Below are 15,759 nucleotides of genomic sequence, written 5' to 3'. Positions count from 1 at the left end.
TAAGAGATCAAATTATGCGAAAGGCAGAAACTGTTCAACCCGGTGGGTTAGCGGGCAGCCCGTTCGCGCCGCCAGCCAAGGAATTCCTCCAGAATTATGAGGCCGGCACCGATGGTAATGAACGTGTCGGCGAGGTTGAAAACCGCGAACGACCAGGTCGGCAGGTGGAACAGAATATAATCCACGACGTAACCGTGCATCACGCGATCGATAAGGTTGCCGATGGCACCGCCGACGACGAGTGCAAAGCCGTAGCGTGCGAAGATGCGGTCCGGCGCGTTGGTCCACCACAGATAAAGCACGAACAAAATAACTGCGGCGGTAATTGCGACCAGTCCCCAGTCATGCAGCCATGCCAGCATGGAAAAGGCGATGCCTTCATTGTGCGTGCGGAACAGCGCGAGGAACGGAAGCAAGTCGATCTGCTGGCCGTAGCCCATCCGTGTTTCCACCAGATGTTTGACGCCCTGGTCGATCAATACGGCAAGAATGACGACGAAAAGTGAGGACCAGACCGCGTGCCGCTTCATCCGGAAGTCCTTTCATCGAGCGTGAGGGCGTCGCGACGAATTTCGTAGAGCATGACCCCGGTGGCAATTGCGAGATTGAGAGAATCTGCACGACCGGCCTGCGGAATGCGCGCGAGCTTGCCGCAGGTGTCGGCAAGGCTGTCAGGAAGCCCCTGCTGTTCGTTGCCCATCATCAGCACAACCGGTTTGTTGGCATAGGGAATGGTGCGATAGTCGACAGCACCTTTCAGATGGGTGCCGACAACAAGGCCGGAAAAGCCTTTGCGCCAGTTGAGGAAATCGGCTTCCGTTACCTTGTAGAGCGGCATGGAAAAGACCGAGCCCATCGTGGCGCGCACGGTTTCCAGCGAATAGGGATCGGTGGTGTCGCCGATCAGAATGACGCCCTTGGCGCCGACCGCATCGGCGGTGCGGATGACTGTACCCAGATTACCGGGGTCGCGCACGCGGTCCAGCGCAATATAGACGTCATTGTTCTTCGGCTTGAGGCTTGCAAGAGGGCGATACTGCTGTTCGAAAACGCCGACAACCACCTGCGGATTGTCGCGGCGGGTGATGGCAGCCATGATTTTTTCGGTTACTTCCAGTACCAGCCCGCCCTTGGCGAAGGTGCGGGCGGCGACCTGTTCGACCAGTTTGTTGCCTTTGCCGGATTTGGCGAAAACCAGCGTCTTGATGCGCCAATCCTGTTCCAGCGCATCGATAACCAGCTTCAGCCCTTCGGCCAGAAATACGCCCTGCTGGTCGCGGAATTTTTTCAGCGCCAGCGAGCGAAGGTCTTTCACGATCGGGTTGGTGAGGCTGGTGACTTCCTTCACCTGACCCACTTTGGAATATTCGGCACGAGAGCCGCCTTTGGAAAAATCGTCGTCACGGCTCATTTTGCTACCCAGCGGCTGAACATGGATGTGGAAAGCGCGCGCCCGCCCGTCTGATCGTTGGAACGTTCGCGCAGAATAAGTTCGCCCGATTCGACGGTGCCGCCAAGGCCGGTGAAACGGTCGCGCATCAGTTCGTGAATGGCGAAGAAAGAGGCGCGGATCGAATAGGCAGTCAGGATGACGGCCAGTGGTTTTGGCGTCAGGATGGACCGACATGTATCGACCATCGCGGGCAAATGTTCGAACAACTGCCAGACTTCACCGCTCGGACCACGCCCATAGGCAGGTGGATCAAGCAGGATAATGTCGTAGAAGCTGCCGCGCCTCTCCTCGCGCTGCACGAATTTCATCGCATCTTCGCAGATCCAGCGGATCGGCTTATCGGAAAGCCCGGCCATTTCCTGATTTTCACGCGCCCAGAGAATAGCTTTCTTGGATGCGTCCACATGGGTCACTTCCGCGCCTGCCCGTGCCGCTACCAATGAGGCGAGGCCCGTATAGCCGAATAGATTGAGCACCTTCACGTTACGTCCGGATTTGATCCCTTCCCGGATAAGCCCATCCATATACGACCAGTGCGCGGCCTGTTCGGGGAACACGCCGACATGGCGGAACGAGGTGAACCGGCCATGAAAGGAAATGCCGTCATGCTGCATGGGCCATGTTTCGCCGAGCGGTACTTTCGGAAACGCCCAGCGTCCCAAGCCTTCTTCGTCGGTATTTCCGGTGAAGACGGCATCGGCCTGATCCCACTCTTTCTGCGGCAGGCTAGGCAACCAGATTGCCTGACCTTCGGGGCGGACAATCCGATAGGGGCCATATTGCTCAAGCTTCAATCCGTTGCCGCTATCGAGAAGCGCATAATCGGGCGAGGGCTCCGTTTCGAGAATGAGCGGTAGTCTTTCTCCCGGACGTGCACCGGCATAGGGCTTGATTTCGCGAAGCGGAGCGGCAGGCTTGTCGTCTACGGGCTTGGGTGCAGCCTTGGCGAATTGGGGACGCGGCTTTTTGAAAAACGAGCCTTTATTGTCAGACTTGCCATCAAATCGGCTTTCAAATTTGTTTTCTGAACGCGGCGCATCATGTCTTGCGCGCTCGAAACCGCGGTCCTGTTTGCCGCCCGACGGCTTTTTGCCTTTTCCCTTTGGCGCTTTCACCCGAAACTCCAATCATCATGATTGGGGTCTAGGTAGGATAAACAAGGCCAGCGCGAAAGGGGAAAACGACGTTCAAACGCTCACAAAGGGTATTTCGGCCATGAAAACCCGGAAGTTTTGCCTCCGGGTTTGAGAATAGCGGGCGTTTCAGGAGTTCACGACCGATATATTACGCTTTTCGGCGGCGGTGCTGCGTTCAAGCAGGCGCGCGGCTTCCTGTTTATACATCCGCTCCTTGCGGCGATGCTTGCCCTGTGTGAGCCATGTTACCAGAGAGCCGATGATGACCCCAAAGAGAAGCGCACCGAACAGCCACAGGAACAAGGGCGCATTGTAGGATAATGCGGGGTTGCCGGGATTGAACGGATCGATCGTAAATTGCACCGATGCGCGATTGGCAACCGACAACGCAATCAGAACCACTGCAAGCGGCACGAGAACGATGATGGCGATGATGCGTTTTGCCGCCATGGTGTCTATCAGACTGCGCCGTTGAGACGGTCGCGCAGCTCCTTGCCGGTCTTGAAGAAGGGAACCCACTTTTCTTCCACGTCCACCGTTTCGCCGGTGCGCGGATTGCGGCCGCTGCGTGCAGGACGGTTCTTAACCGAAAATGCACCGAAGCCGCGCAGTTCTACGCGATTGCCGTCGGCAAGGGCGTTTGTGATCTCGTCGAATACCGCGCCCACGATGTTTTCGACATCGCGCTGAAAGAGATGCGGATTCCGGCTGGCGATAATCTGAACGAGTTCCGATTTGATCACGGCTTTAAACCCCTGTTCTTCTGTTTGTTTGATCCGGTATCTACCGGATATTGTGTAAGTTTGCCCGGCTGGCGTCAATTCGCTTCAGGCGTACCGTCAACGTGCCAAACCGAGAGAAGTCCGTCAAGAAAGATGCGTTCCTTCGCAATCTCCTTCAACATGCCGTCTGCTTCCTGTGGCACACCGATAAGGCGGACACCGGCATGAATGATGAGATCGCGCAACGAGAAACCCGTGTCGCTGCTGACCGGTTTCCATTCCAGCCGCGGCAAATCCTTCGATAACCCCTTGCTTGCAAGCCAGGCGACGGCTTCTTCTTCACCGCCCAACCCGTCGATCAGTTTCTTGTCCAGTGCCTGTCGTCCTGTAAACACTGCCCCATTGGCTAGCGCCAGCGCCTGTTCATGCGTAAACGAACGGCGCTTTTCGACAATATCCACGAACCATGCATAAGAATCCATGATCATGTTGCGGATCATACCTTTGGCCTCTTCGCTGGCTGGACTGAAATAATTGGGCTCTGCCTTGAGCGGCGAAGATTTGATGGTCTCGACCTTCACGCCGATCGTGTCGAGCAGCTTCGAGACATCGGGATATTGAAACAGAACCCCGATTGAGCCCACGATAGATGTTTGTCGCGCCACAATATGGTCGGATGCGCTGGCAATCATGTAACCTGCAGAGGCGGCAAGCGTTCCCACCTGGGTGACGACCGGCTTTTTCTCGGCAATCTTGCGCACGGCTTCAAAGATTGCTTCGCCGCCCACCGTCGTTCCTCCGGGCGAATCGAGAACCAGAATCACACCCTTGACGGCATCGTCCTTGGCAATCTTGTCGAGGCGCTTCAGCAATTCCTCGTTCTCGAAGATGGTGCCCTCGATACGAACCTTGGCGATATGCGGCTGGTTGAAATTGGTGCCGCGCATGAACCATGAAGCGAAGACGGCGATCAGGGCTGCAATCAGAAGCAGGAAGGCTGCACGCCAGATGGTCAGCTTCCTGCGCAGTTTCCGACGTTCAATGATTGCTTCGGCGTCTTGAGCCATTCCTGTCCATCCATTCGTTCAACCAGCGCAGCTTGGCCCGGCACTTCACCTTTTGCCTCGAATGAAGGCTAGCGGCAAGTATCTTTGGCGTCGCCATCTGGTGAGAGATAGTGCCTGAAATATATATTGTAATGAGTAGTTCGCGATTCTGATTGCATCATTTGATAAGCAGTTCGAGCGCGCCAAGTCTGTATTACGTTGAGCTGTAATTGGACCGGGCTTTGTGGTATCAAAGAGTTGATTAGCATTCTACCTAAATTCGGTGGAATGTAAATTGGGCTGAATTATCAAAGGCATAAGCCGTTCCTGCTGCCTGTTTGCGAGGCGGGTGCGGTGTTTTGTGCGGTATAAAGCTATTGAGCTACAGGCTATTTCACCCCAAATAAACCGTATTGAAATGAAACGGCGCGATAGGGATGCGCTGATTATTGAATTCTATGAAAGCCGTTGAGGAAACGAACGAAACATGACTGCCGACACCACACATAGCCATGCGCCGCAGAACGCGACCGCTTCCGGTCGCGGCACGGGTGGTATGCGCTTTGGTGCCTCGGAGAAAGCCGATTCGCTCTTCCATGCTGCACAGCGCCATTCGGTCCGTGTTCGTGTTTTGAAGACAGCTCTTCCGGTCGCCGCGATTATCGTGGGAGCCGTATTCTCGTGGTACACGTTTCTTGCAACGCCGAACACGCCCATAAAGGTGGAAGTGAATAACGGCGGTGAAAGCGGCAAGCTTGTCATGACGAGCCCGCACCTTAATGGATACACCAAGGACAACCGTCCCTATTCGATGACCGCTTCCAAGGCGACGCAGGATGCGAAGAACAGCGGCGCGATTTCGCTCGAAGGTATCTCAGCCGAGCTGCCGGTCGGTGAAAAGGGCACTGCCAAGGTTGAGGCAACGTCGGGTGTTTACGACAATGCCAACGGACGTTTGCAACTTGATAAGGACTTTACTGTTACGACGGATGACGGTTTACGTGCAGTGCTGCGTTCTGCGGACGTAAACCTCAAGAGTGGGCAGATCACGACCGACAAGCCCGTCGATATCCGCAGCGGCAGCACGCATATTCTGGCCGACAGCATGCAGGTCAAGGACAACGGCAAAGTTCTGATTTTCGAGAACAAGGTTCGAATGACCGTTGACGGCAGTGTTGTTTCGCCCAACAAGGCTCCCTGAAAAGGGCCTTTGATTTGAGAATAGGGGAAGCGTTCGAGCCGATTTATATCTGTGCGGACGCCTGAGCGCATTCTGAATCCGGTTTTCGGATCGAAATGTGCTCGAAAACAAATTGTTAGAGCGTGATTTTGATGCAATCAGAATGCTACACGCTCTAAACCGCTTTTTTGATCGCATTTTGCGATGCCAAATGTTCCCATTTGGTCGCAAAGTGCTTAAAGTTGCGTCTGACCGCATATCGGCCTAGGGATGGCTGAATGCTTCGGGGAGCTGAAATATATGAAACGCGAGACGGGCAAGATGAACAAGGGTACGATGGCCCGCACTTTGCGGATGGGATTTGCGGTTCTGGCGCTCGGCCTGGCCGCGGCTCCGACAGCCTCTCTGGCTCAGGAAGGTGCAGCCGTAAACGGTCTGAAGCTTTCCAACAGCAAGGCGCCCGTCAAGATTGATGCTGACAAGCTGGAAATGCGCGACAAGGAAGGCATTGCCATATTCACCGGCAATGTTGCCGTTTCGCAGGGCGACGCCCTGCTGAAGGCAGGTCAGATGACGGTCTACTACAACAAGGCCAAGAAAGACGGCGAGGCACAAGCCCCGGAACCGGCAAGTGCTGGTGTGGGCGGCCTCGATTCATCGAGCATTGATCACATCGACATCTCGGGGAAAGTTTATCTCAAGTCCGGTACGCAGGTCGCAACCGGTGATACCGGTCGTTACGACGCGAAAAACCAGGTGATGGTTCTTCAGGGGCAGAAAGTGGTCCTGACCGATGGCGACAATGTTGTGACCGGCTGCAAGCTGACGGCGCATCTCGATACAGGTCGCGCCAATGTCGAAAGCTGCAAGGGGCAGACCAAGGGTCGCGTATCGATCATCATGGCCCCGAAAGATCAACAGCAGGGCGGCGCCGCGCCCAAGCAGAACTGACCGGAGCAGGCGTGGGATTGTTCTGGAACAAGAAGGCCGACGGGCCGCAAGTCGCATCGCAAACTATGGACGCACCATCTGGTGTTGCAGGGGGCATGCCCGATCAACCGGGTAAATCAACACGTCTCAAGGGCACGCTGGTAGCACGCGGCCTTTGCAAGAGCTATCGCGGTCGGCAGGTCGTCAATGGCGTATCGTTCGGCGTGCGCGCCGGCGAAGCGGTCGGCATTCTGGGCCCCAATGGCGCAGGCAAGACCACTTGCTTCTATATGGTGACCGGTCTCGTTCCGGCCGACGCCGGTTCCATCGAGATCGACGGTTACGACGTCACTTCGATGCCGATGTATCGTCGTTCCCGTCTCGGTATCGGCTATTTGCCGCAGGAAGCGTCCATTTTTCGCGGCCTTTCGGTTGAGAACAACATCAAGGCCGTGCTGGAAGTGGTGGAGAAAGATCGTTCCAAGCGTGCCTCCGAGCTGGATGCGCTGTTGGAAGAGTTTCACATTGCCCATCTGCGCAAGGCACCAGCCATTTCTCTTTCCGGCGGTGAACGCCGCCGCCTCGAAATTGCGCGTGCGCTTGCCTCGCGCCCGAACTTCATGCTGCTTGACGAACCCTTTGCTGGCGTCGACCCGATTGCCGTTTCGGATATCCAGCAGCTTGTTCGCCATCTGACGAGCCGTGGCATCGGCGTTCTGATTACCGACCATAATGTGCGTGAAACGCTCGGCCTTATCGATCGCGCCTACATTATTCACGCCGGTCAGGTGCTGACGCATGGCCGTCCCGCTGAAATCGTTGCCAATCCCGACGTGCGCAGGCTCTATCTCGGCGACCAATTCACACTTTGATATCCAGGCATTTTCAGATTGTCAGATATTTTCCGGAAATGCCTTCCTGCTGCCGGTTCAGGCCTGCAATGTTTTGTACGAAGTTGCAGAATGCGCCGTTCAGGCGCGACTTTTTTCCCTTTTAGGCCAAATCCCGCACATTCTGAATTGACAAGCAAGGTTCATACCAGTTTTCATTGAAGCGAACTTTCAGCTTGAAATGGCTGTAAGCGGGCGGCTTATTCGTCTGCGTCGGCTTGGGGCTGATGTCGATGTAATGCCGTTGGAAGTTGAATGAGGCTGTCAAAAGGTAGCTTGGTGTTGACCATGTGCTCCGCAGTTATTGGCAGGGATTAACTGGGGGATAATAACGCGTCGCATGGCTCTGTCGCCCAAGCTCGATTTCCGTCAATCGCAATCGCTGGTGATGACACCCCAGCTAATGCAGTCGATCAAGCTGCTGCAGATGACGCATGTCGAGCTGGAACAGTTTCTCGACGTTGAAATCGAGAAAAATCCGCTGCTGGATCGAATTGAGGCAGCGAATGATGATTTTTCAAGCGCGGAGCCAGTGCGGGAAAGTACCGAAACCGGCGATGACGATCTGGCATCCGACGATATGTCGGACGGCGACTGGTTCAAAACGGATGCTTCGGATGACGCGGAAAATCTCTCATCCACTTTCGACAGTTCGCTTGAAAATATCTTTCCAGACGATCCGGGTCGCTTTGACGAGATCGGCCCCGATCTTGCCGCACAATGGAAATCGTCAATCGGCGACGGATATGTTTCAGGCAGTGGCTATGACATAGATCAAGTCACAGCCAGCCGGGTTTCGCTGAGCGAACATGTGGCGGAACAGATCGCGCTGACGTTTTCCAGAACAACAGACCGCTTCATCGCGACAGCACTTGCCGACGCTCTGGACGAAGGCGGATATCTGCGTATCGATATTGTTGCGCTTGCACAGAATCTGGGCGTTGAAACGGTTGAGATCGAGCGCATTTTGGGAACAATGCAAAGCTTTGATCCGCCTGGCCTTTTTGCTCGTGATCTGCGGGAATGCCTGGCGATACAGTTGCGCCTCAAGGATCGGTTCGATCCGGCGATGGAGGCGCTGGTCGACAATCTCGATCTTCTGGCGCGCCGCGACTTCGCGACGCTCAAGAAGCTGTGCGGCGTCGATCAGGCCGATATTCTCGATATGCTGACCGAAATTCGCATGCTTGATCCAAAGCCCGGTTCATTATTCGAGATTTCTGTGGCGGATGCCATCGTGCCGGATGCACTTGTGACGCCGTCGCGCGACGGTGGCTGGACTATTGAGCTGAATTCAGCAGCAATGCCGCGCCTCATCGTCAACAACGAATATTATGCCGAGGTGAGTACCTCGGTAAAAGCTGAGGAAAAAGCGTTTCTCTCGGACTGCATGCAGACTGCGAACTGGCTCGTACGCAGCCTCGACCAGCGTGCGCGCACTATCCTCAAGGTCACACAGGAAATCGTCCGACAGCAGGACGGTTTTCTGCGCCATGGGGTGACTCATTTAAAGCCTCTTAATCTGCGCACAGTCGCGGATGCAGTCGGCATGCATGAATCGACAATCAGCCGTGTGACCGCGAACAAGTTCATGGCCACGCCACGGGGCGTGTTTGAATTGCGCTATTTCTTCACTGCCTCGATCGCCTCTTCCGAGGGCGGCGACGCCCATTCGTCGGAAAGCGTGCGCCATCGTATCCGCCAGATGATCGACGCCGAAAAGCCGGACGATGTACTTTCCGATGATGCCATCGTGGATGCCTTGAAGAAGGACGGTGTGGATATCGCGCGAAGAACGGTCGCAAAATATCGGGAATCGATGAATATTGCTTCATCAGTTCAGCGCAGGCGTGAAAAGAAAGCAAGACTGTCGGCCTCTTGATTGCTTAGAGCGCCGTGCGTCCTATGGGACGCACAAAGGACGCTCTAATCTATTGAATCTACGCATCGTGCTTTCCGAAAATCGATTCCGATTTTCGGGCCGATGCGGTAGCCAGGGCAACTCCACGATTGCGCTACGAAGGGGTTGCTTTAAATTACAGATTGTACCTCTGGGGCTTCATTCACGTATTCGAATACGGAGAGATGCTCTAAAATTTTGGATCTGCAGCACCGCTCTTTCAGAAAAATTCGATCTCGATTTGTGGAAAGAACGGCATTGCAATACGACCAACTGGCAGGAGGACCAATTGACAAGCGCCAATTCACCCAATAGAAGCCCCGCTCGCGCAGCGGCACGTATCTGGATCCCCTCATTTCCGGAGCTTCCTGATAAGTCGTCAGCGTGAATTGGCGAGATGTCAGCAGAAGCACCCGTGTTTCTGCGACCGAGAATACGCCAAAGCAGAATTGAAGCATGTCTCCTCGAAATAGAACCGGTTTTGGGATGAAGACATGGGTTGGACGTTTCCGGCGAATGCGTTTTGCAGGCAAGGTCTGATAATATCGCTGTAATTTCTGGAAGAAATTGCGGTTGTTCATATGTTTGAAGGAAGGGCAATGTGACGTTCCGGGAAAACCGGCCGGAAAAATCCGGGCAACGGATCAGCTACTGGGGCGTTGCGTAAAAGAGCGATGTGCGGCAACCATCCCGTAAAGGGGCTATTGATTGGAGCATTCACGACTTCGAAGGCTTTTCGGAAGGTGTTTCAACACCTCGCCGGAGAGTGCGCCTGGGAAGTGTGCTTGCACTACGAATTTAGTTGGAAAACGCACAGGACGAAAAGCATCTTTGATGCTGGTTCGCTTTGCGCTTCGCTCGCCTTGTGATTAGACTGAGTCCTGTGGTGTAACGCAAATGAGGTGTGCCAAATGACTCTGCGTGTATCTGGAAAGCATATGGACGTCGGTGAAGCTTTCACAACCCGGATCGTTGATCGGGTGAATGAAGCTGTCGGCAAATATTTCGATCATGGCTTTTCCGGACAGGTTACGGTCACCAAGTCCGGTTCGCGTTACAGTGCGGATTGCACCTTGCACCTCGATAGCGGTGCAACCCTGCAAAGCACTGGCGACGCGCAGGATCCGCAGTTGGCTTTTGAAGCAGCGGCGGACAAGATCGAAACCCGCCTTCGCCGCTATAAGCGCCGTCTGAAGTCGCGCCCGGCTACGCAGCCGGAAGCGATCTATGATGACGTTGCATATCGTGTTATGGCACCGCTGTCGGAGGAAGAGGAGGATCTTCCGGCGGATTACGCGCCGACAATTGTTGCGGAATCGTCCGTCGCCCTGCGCACCATGTCGGTGGCGTCGGCGGTCGTGGAGCTGGACCTGATTGAAAATCCGGTGCTGGTGTTCCGCAATGCCGGCAATGATGAAGTTAACATCGTCTACCGTCGCGCGGACGGCAATATCGGCTGGGTTGATCCATCGATGGTCACCCGCCAAGCCGCGCCACGCGCCTGACGGCAAACCTGAAGCGCACGCAGCGGATCGCGATTAGGCGGCCGCGTGCGCTTCCCAAAACCGGGCTTCAAAGGCCTGATTGAAGAAGGAACGGAGAGAATGGATCTTAGTGATCTGATTCAGCCCGGGGCGATTATCCCGGCGCTGAAAGCCAGCTCCAAAAAACAGCTTTTGCAGATTTTATCTGAGAAGGCTGCGGAACTGACCGGTCTCCCTGAGCGTGAAGTTTTCGAAACAATTCTCCAGCGTGAGCGCCTCGGTTCTACCGGGGTCGGCAATGGCGTTGCCATTCCGCACGGCAAGCTGGCGAATATCAACAAAATAGCCGGAATCTTCGCTCGTCTGGAAACACCGGTCGATTTCGAGGCGCTGGACGATCAACCCGTCGATCTTGTTTTTCTGCTTCTCGCGCCGGAAAATGCCGGCGCGGACCATCTGAAGGCTCTCTCGCGCATCGCCCGTATGCTGCGCGATGCCGACACTGTTGCCAAATTGCGCGGCACACATGACGCGCAGGCACTTTATTCATTCCTGACCGCTCAGCCTGCTTCCAACGCCGCCTGAGTTCAAATAGTTTCTCGTAAACAAAACCGCCGTTCAGCACGAACGGCGGTTTTGTTTGTTTGCTTGCAGAAGCAATTTGCAGGGAAAACATACTACCCAAACAGAAACACATTGCTGCCTGACGATGGCTTGCGCTGGAAACTTCCGCACAGGTACATGCGGAGTGGCGATACCGGCGATGGCCGGTATCGCATCAAAACCTTAGTGCAGCATCACCGTGCGCAGTTCGTGGTCTTGTGCACCCTGTAGCGCGGTGGCGCGAACATCGGAGAGCACAATTGGCTCACCGCTGGCGCCAAACAGCGCCCAGAGTTCCAGGCCCGGCTCGATCGGTGGGAGGGCAGGGAAGCTGCGGGCAAGGTCATCTGAACGGATCTTGCGCACATAGGCAACTTCACCTTCGCCGAGATGGGCGAATTCGTTTTCGGTGAATATGTGTCTGTTCATGGTCTTAGCCTCCATTTCGTCGGCATGTCATTTGCGACCATGCCGCATCAGAGCTTCACTTCTTCAATATAGCGGATTGTGCTGAACAAAAACTGAACAAGATCAGTCTTTCACCGCTATGTTGATTCGCTTAACCAGTCGCTCGGGCTCCGGACGGTCGAGATCGATGGCCAAAAGACCGTTTTTCAGATCGCAACCGAGAACCCGCATGCCGTCTGCCAGAACGAAAACACGCTGGAACTGTCGGGCAGCTATGCCTCGATGCAGAAATTCCCGTTCGGTATCGTCGGTCTGGCGTCCGCGGATGACGAGCTGATTGTCTTCCGTCATGACTTCGAGGTCTTCGCTGGCAAAACCGGCCACCGCCAAAGTGATGCGCAGACGTTCGGAACCCGTCTCGCCGCGCAGGCGTTCTATATTGTAGGGCGGATAACCGTCGCCGGATTTTGCGATCCGTTCCAGCGTCTTTTCCATCGTGTCGAATCCGAGCAGCAAAGGGCTCGAAAACGGTGTCATTCTTGTCATTGCATCAGTCCTTGATGAGAAGCGACCGCTATGAGGAGAACCCTTACGGCGTATCTCCTCGCTAACTGATATGGCTTGTGAAAAGCCGGACTTCAAGGGCCAATCCGGATTCCTTCGTTTCAGGGTAAAACGAAGTTCAGGCGCGATATACCCGGAAAGATTAGGAGTGTTGCTATCGGCGCGCTTCTGAAAGCGCTGCACCGAAAGCAGTTGCAAAACTTTCGCGATCATCCGGGGAGAGGAAGTTTCCGATCACGACACTCGCTTCACGGCTTTCGACGCTCATGCCGGTAATTCCGATATCCGGCTTTCGCGCGACCTTGAACCGTGTCCAGAATGGATTGAAACGATGTACAGTCATCTTGCCAGACGCCGCATATTTGCGAATATGCAGGGCAGAGCGGGACACGGAGATTTCCTCGCGTGCGCGGGCGGCACGGTAATTCCAGCGAAAAGCGAGATAGATCAGCAGAACATCGAGGCCGAAAAATCCAAAGATCGGCCACGCACCGATGGACCAGAAAAGAATGCCGACAAACATCCAGCAGCCGATCAGGGCTCCCATCAGGATGGTGAAGCCCGTCCGCCCCAGCGAACGATAGGGGGTGAGCAGGGCTTCGAAAATGGGTTTGTCGAACCGGTCAGGTTCTGCGCCGTCTGGATGATGCATGGCATTCAGGTCATCTGGCAGATTGTCGGGCCATTTTGAGGGGGCTGCGTCAAGCTGCTGATTGTTTTGTCGATAGAGAAACCATTATAGAGGCGGAATGGAAAAGGCCAAAATCAAATTGCCTGTGAACGCTTCTCCCACTGTCCGCTCTCAACGTCGGGTGCGAGGTACGCTTTATACAGCGGATGAAATTCATGAGATATTTCGCCGGTTTTCCATTCAGAGACCGGAGCCGAAGGGCGAGCTGGAGCATGTGAATGCTTTCACGCTTCTTGTCGCGGTCGTTTTATCGGCACAGGCCACCGATGCCGGGGTCAACAAGGCGACGCGCGGGCTCTTCGCAATTGCCGATACGCCACAGAAAATGCTGGCGCTCGGCGAAGAGAAAGTCGGTGACTACATTCGCACCATTGGTCTTTGGCGTAACAAGGCGAAGAATGTCACTCTCCTGTCCGAAGCATTGATCCGCGATTATGGCGGAGAAGTACCGGGGGACCGGAACGAACTGGTGAAGCTGCCGGGTGTTGGCCGCAAGACGGCCAATGTGGTGCTGAACATGGCTTTCGGCCAGCCGACGATGGCGGTGGACACGCATATTCTGCGCATTGGCAACCGGATTGGTCTTGCGCCCGGAAAAACGCCGGAGGCCGTGGAAGCCATCCTCGTCCGGGTTATCCCGGCGGAATACATGCTTCATGCGCATCACTGGCTGATCCTGCATGGGCGTTATGTTTGCAAGGCGCGCAAGCCGGAATGCGAGAAATGCGTGATTGCAGATATCTGCAAGTATCCGGCGAAAACCTGTGACATCCCCGCGCCGCTTATCCCCTTGCCGCCGCAGGCGTGAACTGGGCTTCGCGTTGCGAGACGGCTTTGTGCAAGTGCACCATCATTGTTGCTGCAAAAAGCGGCGTCAGAAGATTGACGATGGGGATCGCCATAAAGCCCGCAATCAGCAGCCCGGCCAGAAAAACCGTTACACCATAATGCGACCGTAGCGCCTTCGCCTCGGCCTCGGATCGATAGCGCATGGCTGCAAATTCGAAAAACTCCCGCCCGAGCAGATAGGCATTGATGACGAAGAAGGCGATCAGATTGACGCCGGGTATGAAGAGCATCAACAGCGCGACAATGTTGCCGAGGATGACGATGCCGAGAAACTTCAGCGAAACGAGGATGGAGCGACCGGTCGGCAATGGTGTGCCGAGGGGATCGTTCGGATAGTCTTCGCGCTCGACTACATCGGCCACATCGTCGAGAAAGAGGCCCGCCACAAGCGCCGTGACTGGTGCGATCATCAATGCGAGCACGAGCGCCAGACTGAGGCCGGCGACGATGGCGGCAACGATACCGAGCCAGCCAGCCCATTCCGGCATGCCAGGCAGTATTTGTTCCATCCACGGCCAGGCAAAAGTAAAGAAGATTTGACGGACTGCGGCCCAAAGGCCAGTCAGAAGCAACAGTGTCAATCCGAGCGTCTTCCAGAAAACCGAACGCAACTCTGGTGTGGTCAGACGTTTCAGGGCTTTCAAGGCAGCATCTAAGATCATTTTCGACCCAATTCTGAGTGTGGACGAAGACGGAAATAGGTATGCCTCTACCTTGGCGCAAGCTGCACTACCCACAATGCGGGAGGCGTGCAGGGTAGCCAAAGGGGTTGCAAACGGCTAAACCCGCACCCGAATATCTATCCGATCGTATCATGCGAAAGGTAGATAGCTGGCGCCAAAGCCTCCTCCCGCCAAATAGTTGGGTGGGCTGGAGAATTGAAAAAAAGGGAGCTTCTCGCGCTCATGGCCACATTCGACGTTCTTTGCATCGGCAATGCCATTGTCGATATTATTTCGCGCACTGATGACTCTTTTCTGGAAACGAACGGTATCGTCAAAGGCGCGATGAACCTGATCGATGCAGAGCGTGCGGAATTGCTCTATAGCCGGATTGCGGGCCCGGCGACGGAAATGTCGGGTGGCAGTGCCGGAAATACGGCAGCAGGCGTAGCAAGCCTCGGCGGGCGCTCGGCCTATTTCGGCAAGGTGGCGACCGATCATCTGGGGCGTGTTTTTGCGCATGATATCCGTTCACAGGGCGTCGCCTTCGACACGCGCCCGCTGGAAAAAGGGTCACCGACCGCTCGCTCCATGATTTTCGTGACGCCGGATGGCGAGCGCTCGATGAATACATACCTCGGCGCCTGCGTGGAACTCGGACCGGAAGATGTCGAGACCTCCAAGGTTTCCGATGCAAAGGTAACCTATTTCGAAGGCTATCTGTGGGATCCGCCGCGTGCTAAGGAAGCTATCGTCATGGCATCGAAAATCGCGCACGAGAAGAATCGCCAGATGGCGATGACGCTTTCTGATCCGTTTTGTGTCGATCGGTATCGCGAGGAGTTTCTGGAACTCATGCGCTCGCGCACCGTCGATATTGTCTTTGCCAACGAGGAAGAGGCCAAGTCGTTGTATAAGACGAAATCGCTCGAAACGGCGATTGCCGCCATGCGCATGGATTGTGCGCTTTCGATCGTCACCCGTTCCGAAAAAGGCGCGATCGTCGTCACGCCGGACCAGACGCTGACCGTCCCTGCCATCGAAATCGATACGCTGGTCGATACGACCGGAGCCGGTGATCTTTACGCAGCCGGTTTCCTTTATGGCTACACGAATGAGCGTTCGCTTGAAGATTGCGCTCGTCTTGGTTCGCTGGCAGCGGGTCTCATCATTCAACAGATGGGACCGCGTCCGCAGCTCAGCTTGCAGGCTGCTGCGAGCCAGGCTGGTCTCGTATAAGG

General features: G+C 55.3%; 17 protein-coding genes and 1 pseudogene. 8 read left to right on the top strand and 10 right to left on the bottom strand.

What is annotated here, in order from left to right; genetic code table 11:
• Positions 1-47 precede the first annotated feature (47 nt).
• The 6 genes from lspA to sppA all read right to left on the bottom strand — a co-directional run bounded on the left by lspA (position 48) and on the right by sppA (position 4,378).
• On the bottom strand, positions 48-530 hold the full coding sequence (lspA, locus tag ACYSN1_RS06270; RefSeq protein WP_109985885.1) for a signal peptidase II: 483 nt from the start codon (positions 528-530) through the stop codon (positions 48-50).
• Complete coding sequence (locus tag ACYSN1_RS06265) at positions 527-1,411, bottom strand: TrmH family RNA methyltransferase (RefSeq protein WP_461724862.1); 885 nt, start codon at positions 1,409-1,411, stop codon at positions 527-529. The genes lspA and ACYSN1_RS06265 overlap by 4 nt, the downstream gene beginning before the upstream one ends.
• Positions 1,408-2,568: a class I SAM-dependent methyltransferase gene (locus ACYSN1_RS06260; protein WP_461724861.1), complete on the bottom strand. Its 1,161-nt coding sequence runs from the start codon at positions 2,566-2,568 to the stop codon at positions 1,408-1,410. The genes ACYSN1_RS06265 and ACYSN1_RS06260 overlap by 4 nt, the downstream gene beginning before the upstream one ends.
• Positions 2,569-2,715: 147 nt before the next feature.
• A complete protein-coding gene (locus ACYSN1_RS06255) occupies positions 2,716-3,039 on the bottom strand; it encodes a lipopolysaccharide assembly protein LapA domain-containing protein (RefSeq protein WP_461724860.1) in 324 nt (107 codons plus the stop codon).
• Positions 3,040-3,047: 8 nt separating this feature from the next.
• Positions 3,048-3,332 carry an integration host factor subunit beta gene (locus ACYSN1_RS06250; protein WP_061344837.1) on the bottom strand — a complete coding sequence of 95 codons (285 nt, stop codon included), beginning with the start codon at positions 3,330-3,332 and terminating at the stop codon, positions 3,048-3,050.
• A gap of 74 nt (positions 3,333-3,406) precedes the next feature.
• Positions 3,407-4,378: a signal peptide peptidase SppA gene (gene sppA / locus ACYSN1_RS06245; protein WP_461724859.1), complete on the bottom strand. Its 972-nt coding sequence runs from the start codon at positions 4,376-4,378 to the stop codon at positions 3,407-3,409.
• A gap of 466 nt (positions 4,379-4,844) precedes the next feature.
• On the opposite strand from sppA, the gene lptC reads away from it, so the two are divergent.
• The 6 genes and pseudogenes from lptC to ptsN all read left to right on the top strand — a co-directional run bounded on the left by lptC (position 4,845) and on the right by ptsN (position 11,326).
• Entirely contained in the window at positions 4,845-5,558 is a 714-nt protein-coding gene (gene lptC, locus ACYSN1_RS06240; protein ID WP_140020321.1) for an LPS export ABC transporter periplasmic protein LptC, read from the top strand.
• Positions 5,559-5,837: 279 nt separating this feature from the next.
• On the top strand, positions 5,838-6,488 hold the full coding sequence (locus tag ACYSN1_RS06235; RefSeq protein WP_461724858.1) for an LptA/OstA family protein: 651 nt from the start codon (positions 5,838-5,840) through the stop codon (positions 6,486-6,488).
• Between the two features lie 113 nt (positions 6,489-6,601).
• A pseudogene (gene lptB / locus ACYSN1_RS06230) lies at positions 6,602-7,339 on the top strand (LPS export ABC transporter ATP-binding protein); the annotation flags it as partial.
• A 358-nt stretch (positions 7,340-7,697) separates the two neighbouring features.
• On the top strand, positions 7,698-9,239 hold the full coding sequence (gene rpoN, locus ACYSN1_RS06225) for an RNA polymerase factor sigma-54 (RefSeq protein ID WP_461724857.1): 1,542 nt from the start codon (positions 7,698-7,700) through the stop codon (positions 9,237-9,239).
• A gap of 929 nt (positions 9,240-10,168) precedes the next feature.
• Positions 10,169-10,762 (top strand): ribosome hibernation-promoting factor, HPF/YfiA family, encoded by a 594-nt coding sequence (gene hpf / locus ACYSN1_RS06220; protein ID WP_461724856.1) that lies wholly within the window; start codon positions 10,169-10,171, stop codon positions 10,760-10,762.
• A 99-nt stretch (positions 10,763-10,861) separates the two neighbouring features.
• On the top strand, positions 10,862-11,326 hold the full coding sequence (gene ptsN / locus ACYSN1_RS06215; RefSeq protein WP_006465889.1) for a PTS IIA-like nitrogen regulatory protein PtsN: 465 nt from the start codon (positions 10,862-10,864) through the stop codon (positions 11,324-11,326).
• A 201-nt stretch (positions 11,327-11,527) separates the two neighbouring features.
• Here ptsN and ACYSN1_RS06210 read toward each other — a convergent pair whose 3' ends face one another.
• The 3 genes from ACYSN1_RS06210 to ACYSN1_RS06200 all read right to left on the bottom strand — a co-directional run bounded on the left by ACYSN1_RS06210 (position 11,528) and on the right by ACYSN1_RS06200 (position 12,968).
• Positions 11,528-11,773 carry a BQ00720 family protein gene (locus ACYSN1_RS06210; RefSeq protein WP_010658006.1) on the bottom strand — a complete coding sequence of 82 codons (246 nt, stop codon included), beginning with the start codon at positions 11,771-11,773 and terminating at the stop codon, positions 11,528-11,530.
• Positions 11,774-11,875: 102 nt separating this feature from the next.
• The gene (locus tag ACYSN1_RS06205; RefSeq protein WP_105540905.1) at positions 11,876-12,298 is read right to left on the bottom strand and encodes an Hsp20 family protein; all 423 of its coding nucleotides are present in this window, start codon (positions 12,296-12,298) and stop codon (positions 11,876-11,878) included.
• Between the two features lie 172 nt (positions 12,299-12,470).
• Positions 12,471-12,968, bottom strand: coding sequence for a DUF2244 domain-containing protein (locus ACYSN1_RS06200; protein WP_109985893.1), 498 nt, complete (start codon positions 12,966-12,968; stop codon positions 12,471-12,473).
• Between the two features lie 97 nt (positions 12,969-13,065).
• Between ACYSN1_RS06200 and nth the strand changes: the two genes are divergently transcribed.
• On the top strand, positions 13,066-13,815 hold the full coding sequence (gene nth, locus ACYSN1_RS06195) for an endonuclease III (RefSeq protein ID WP_461724855.1): 750 nt from the start codon (positions 13,066-13,068) through the stop codon (positions 13,813-13,815).
• Here the strand turns inward: nth and ACYSN1_RS06190 are convergent.
• Complete coding sequence (locus ACYSN1_RS06190) at positions 13,790-14,518, bottom strand: sulfate transporter family protein (protein ID WP_461724854.1); 729 nt, start codon at positions 14,516-14,518, stop codon at positions 13,790-13,792. The genes nth and ACYSN1_RS06190 overlap by 26 nt on opposite strands.
• A gap of 243 nt (positions 14,519-14,761) precedes the next feature.
• Here ACYSN1_RS06190 and ACYSN1_RS06185 point away from each other — a divergent pair, with 243 nt between their 5' ends.
• Positions 14,762-15,757 carry an adenosine kinase gene (locus ACYSN1_RS06185; RefSeq protein WP_461724853.1) on the top strand — a complete coding sequence of 332 codons (996 nt, stop codon included), beginning with the start codon at positions 14,762-14,764 and terminating at the stop codon, positions 15,755-15,757.
• The last annotated feature ends 2 nt before the right edge of the window (positions 15,758-15,759 follow it).

The sequence above is a fragment of the Brucella sp. LJL56 genome (assembly GCF_054871705.1).
The sequence above is the reverse complement of the archived record's forward strand: the minus strand, read 5'-3'. Positions and strand labels throughout refer to the sequence as shown.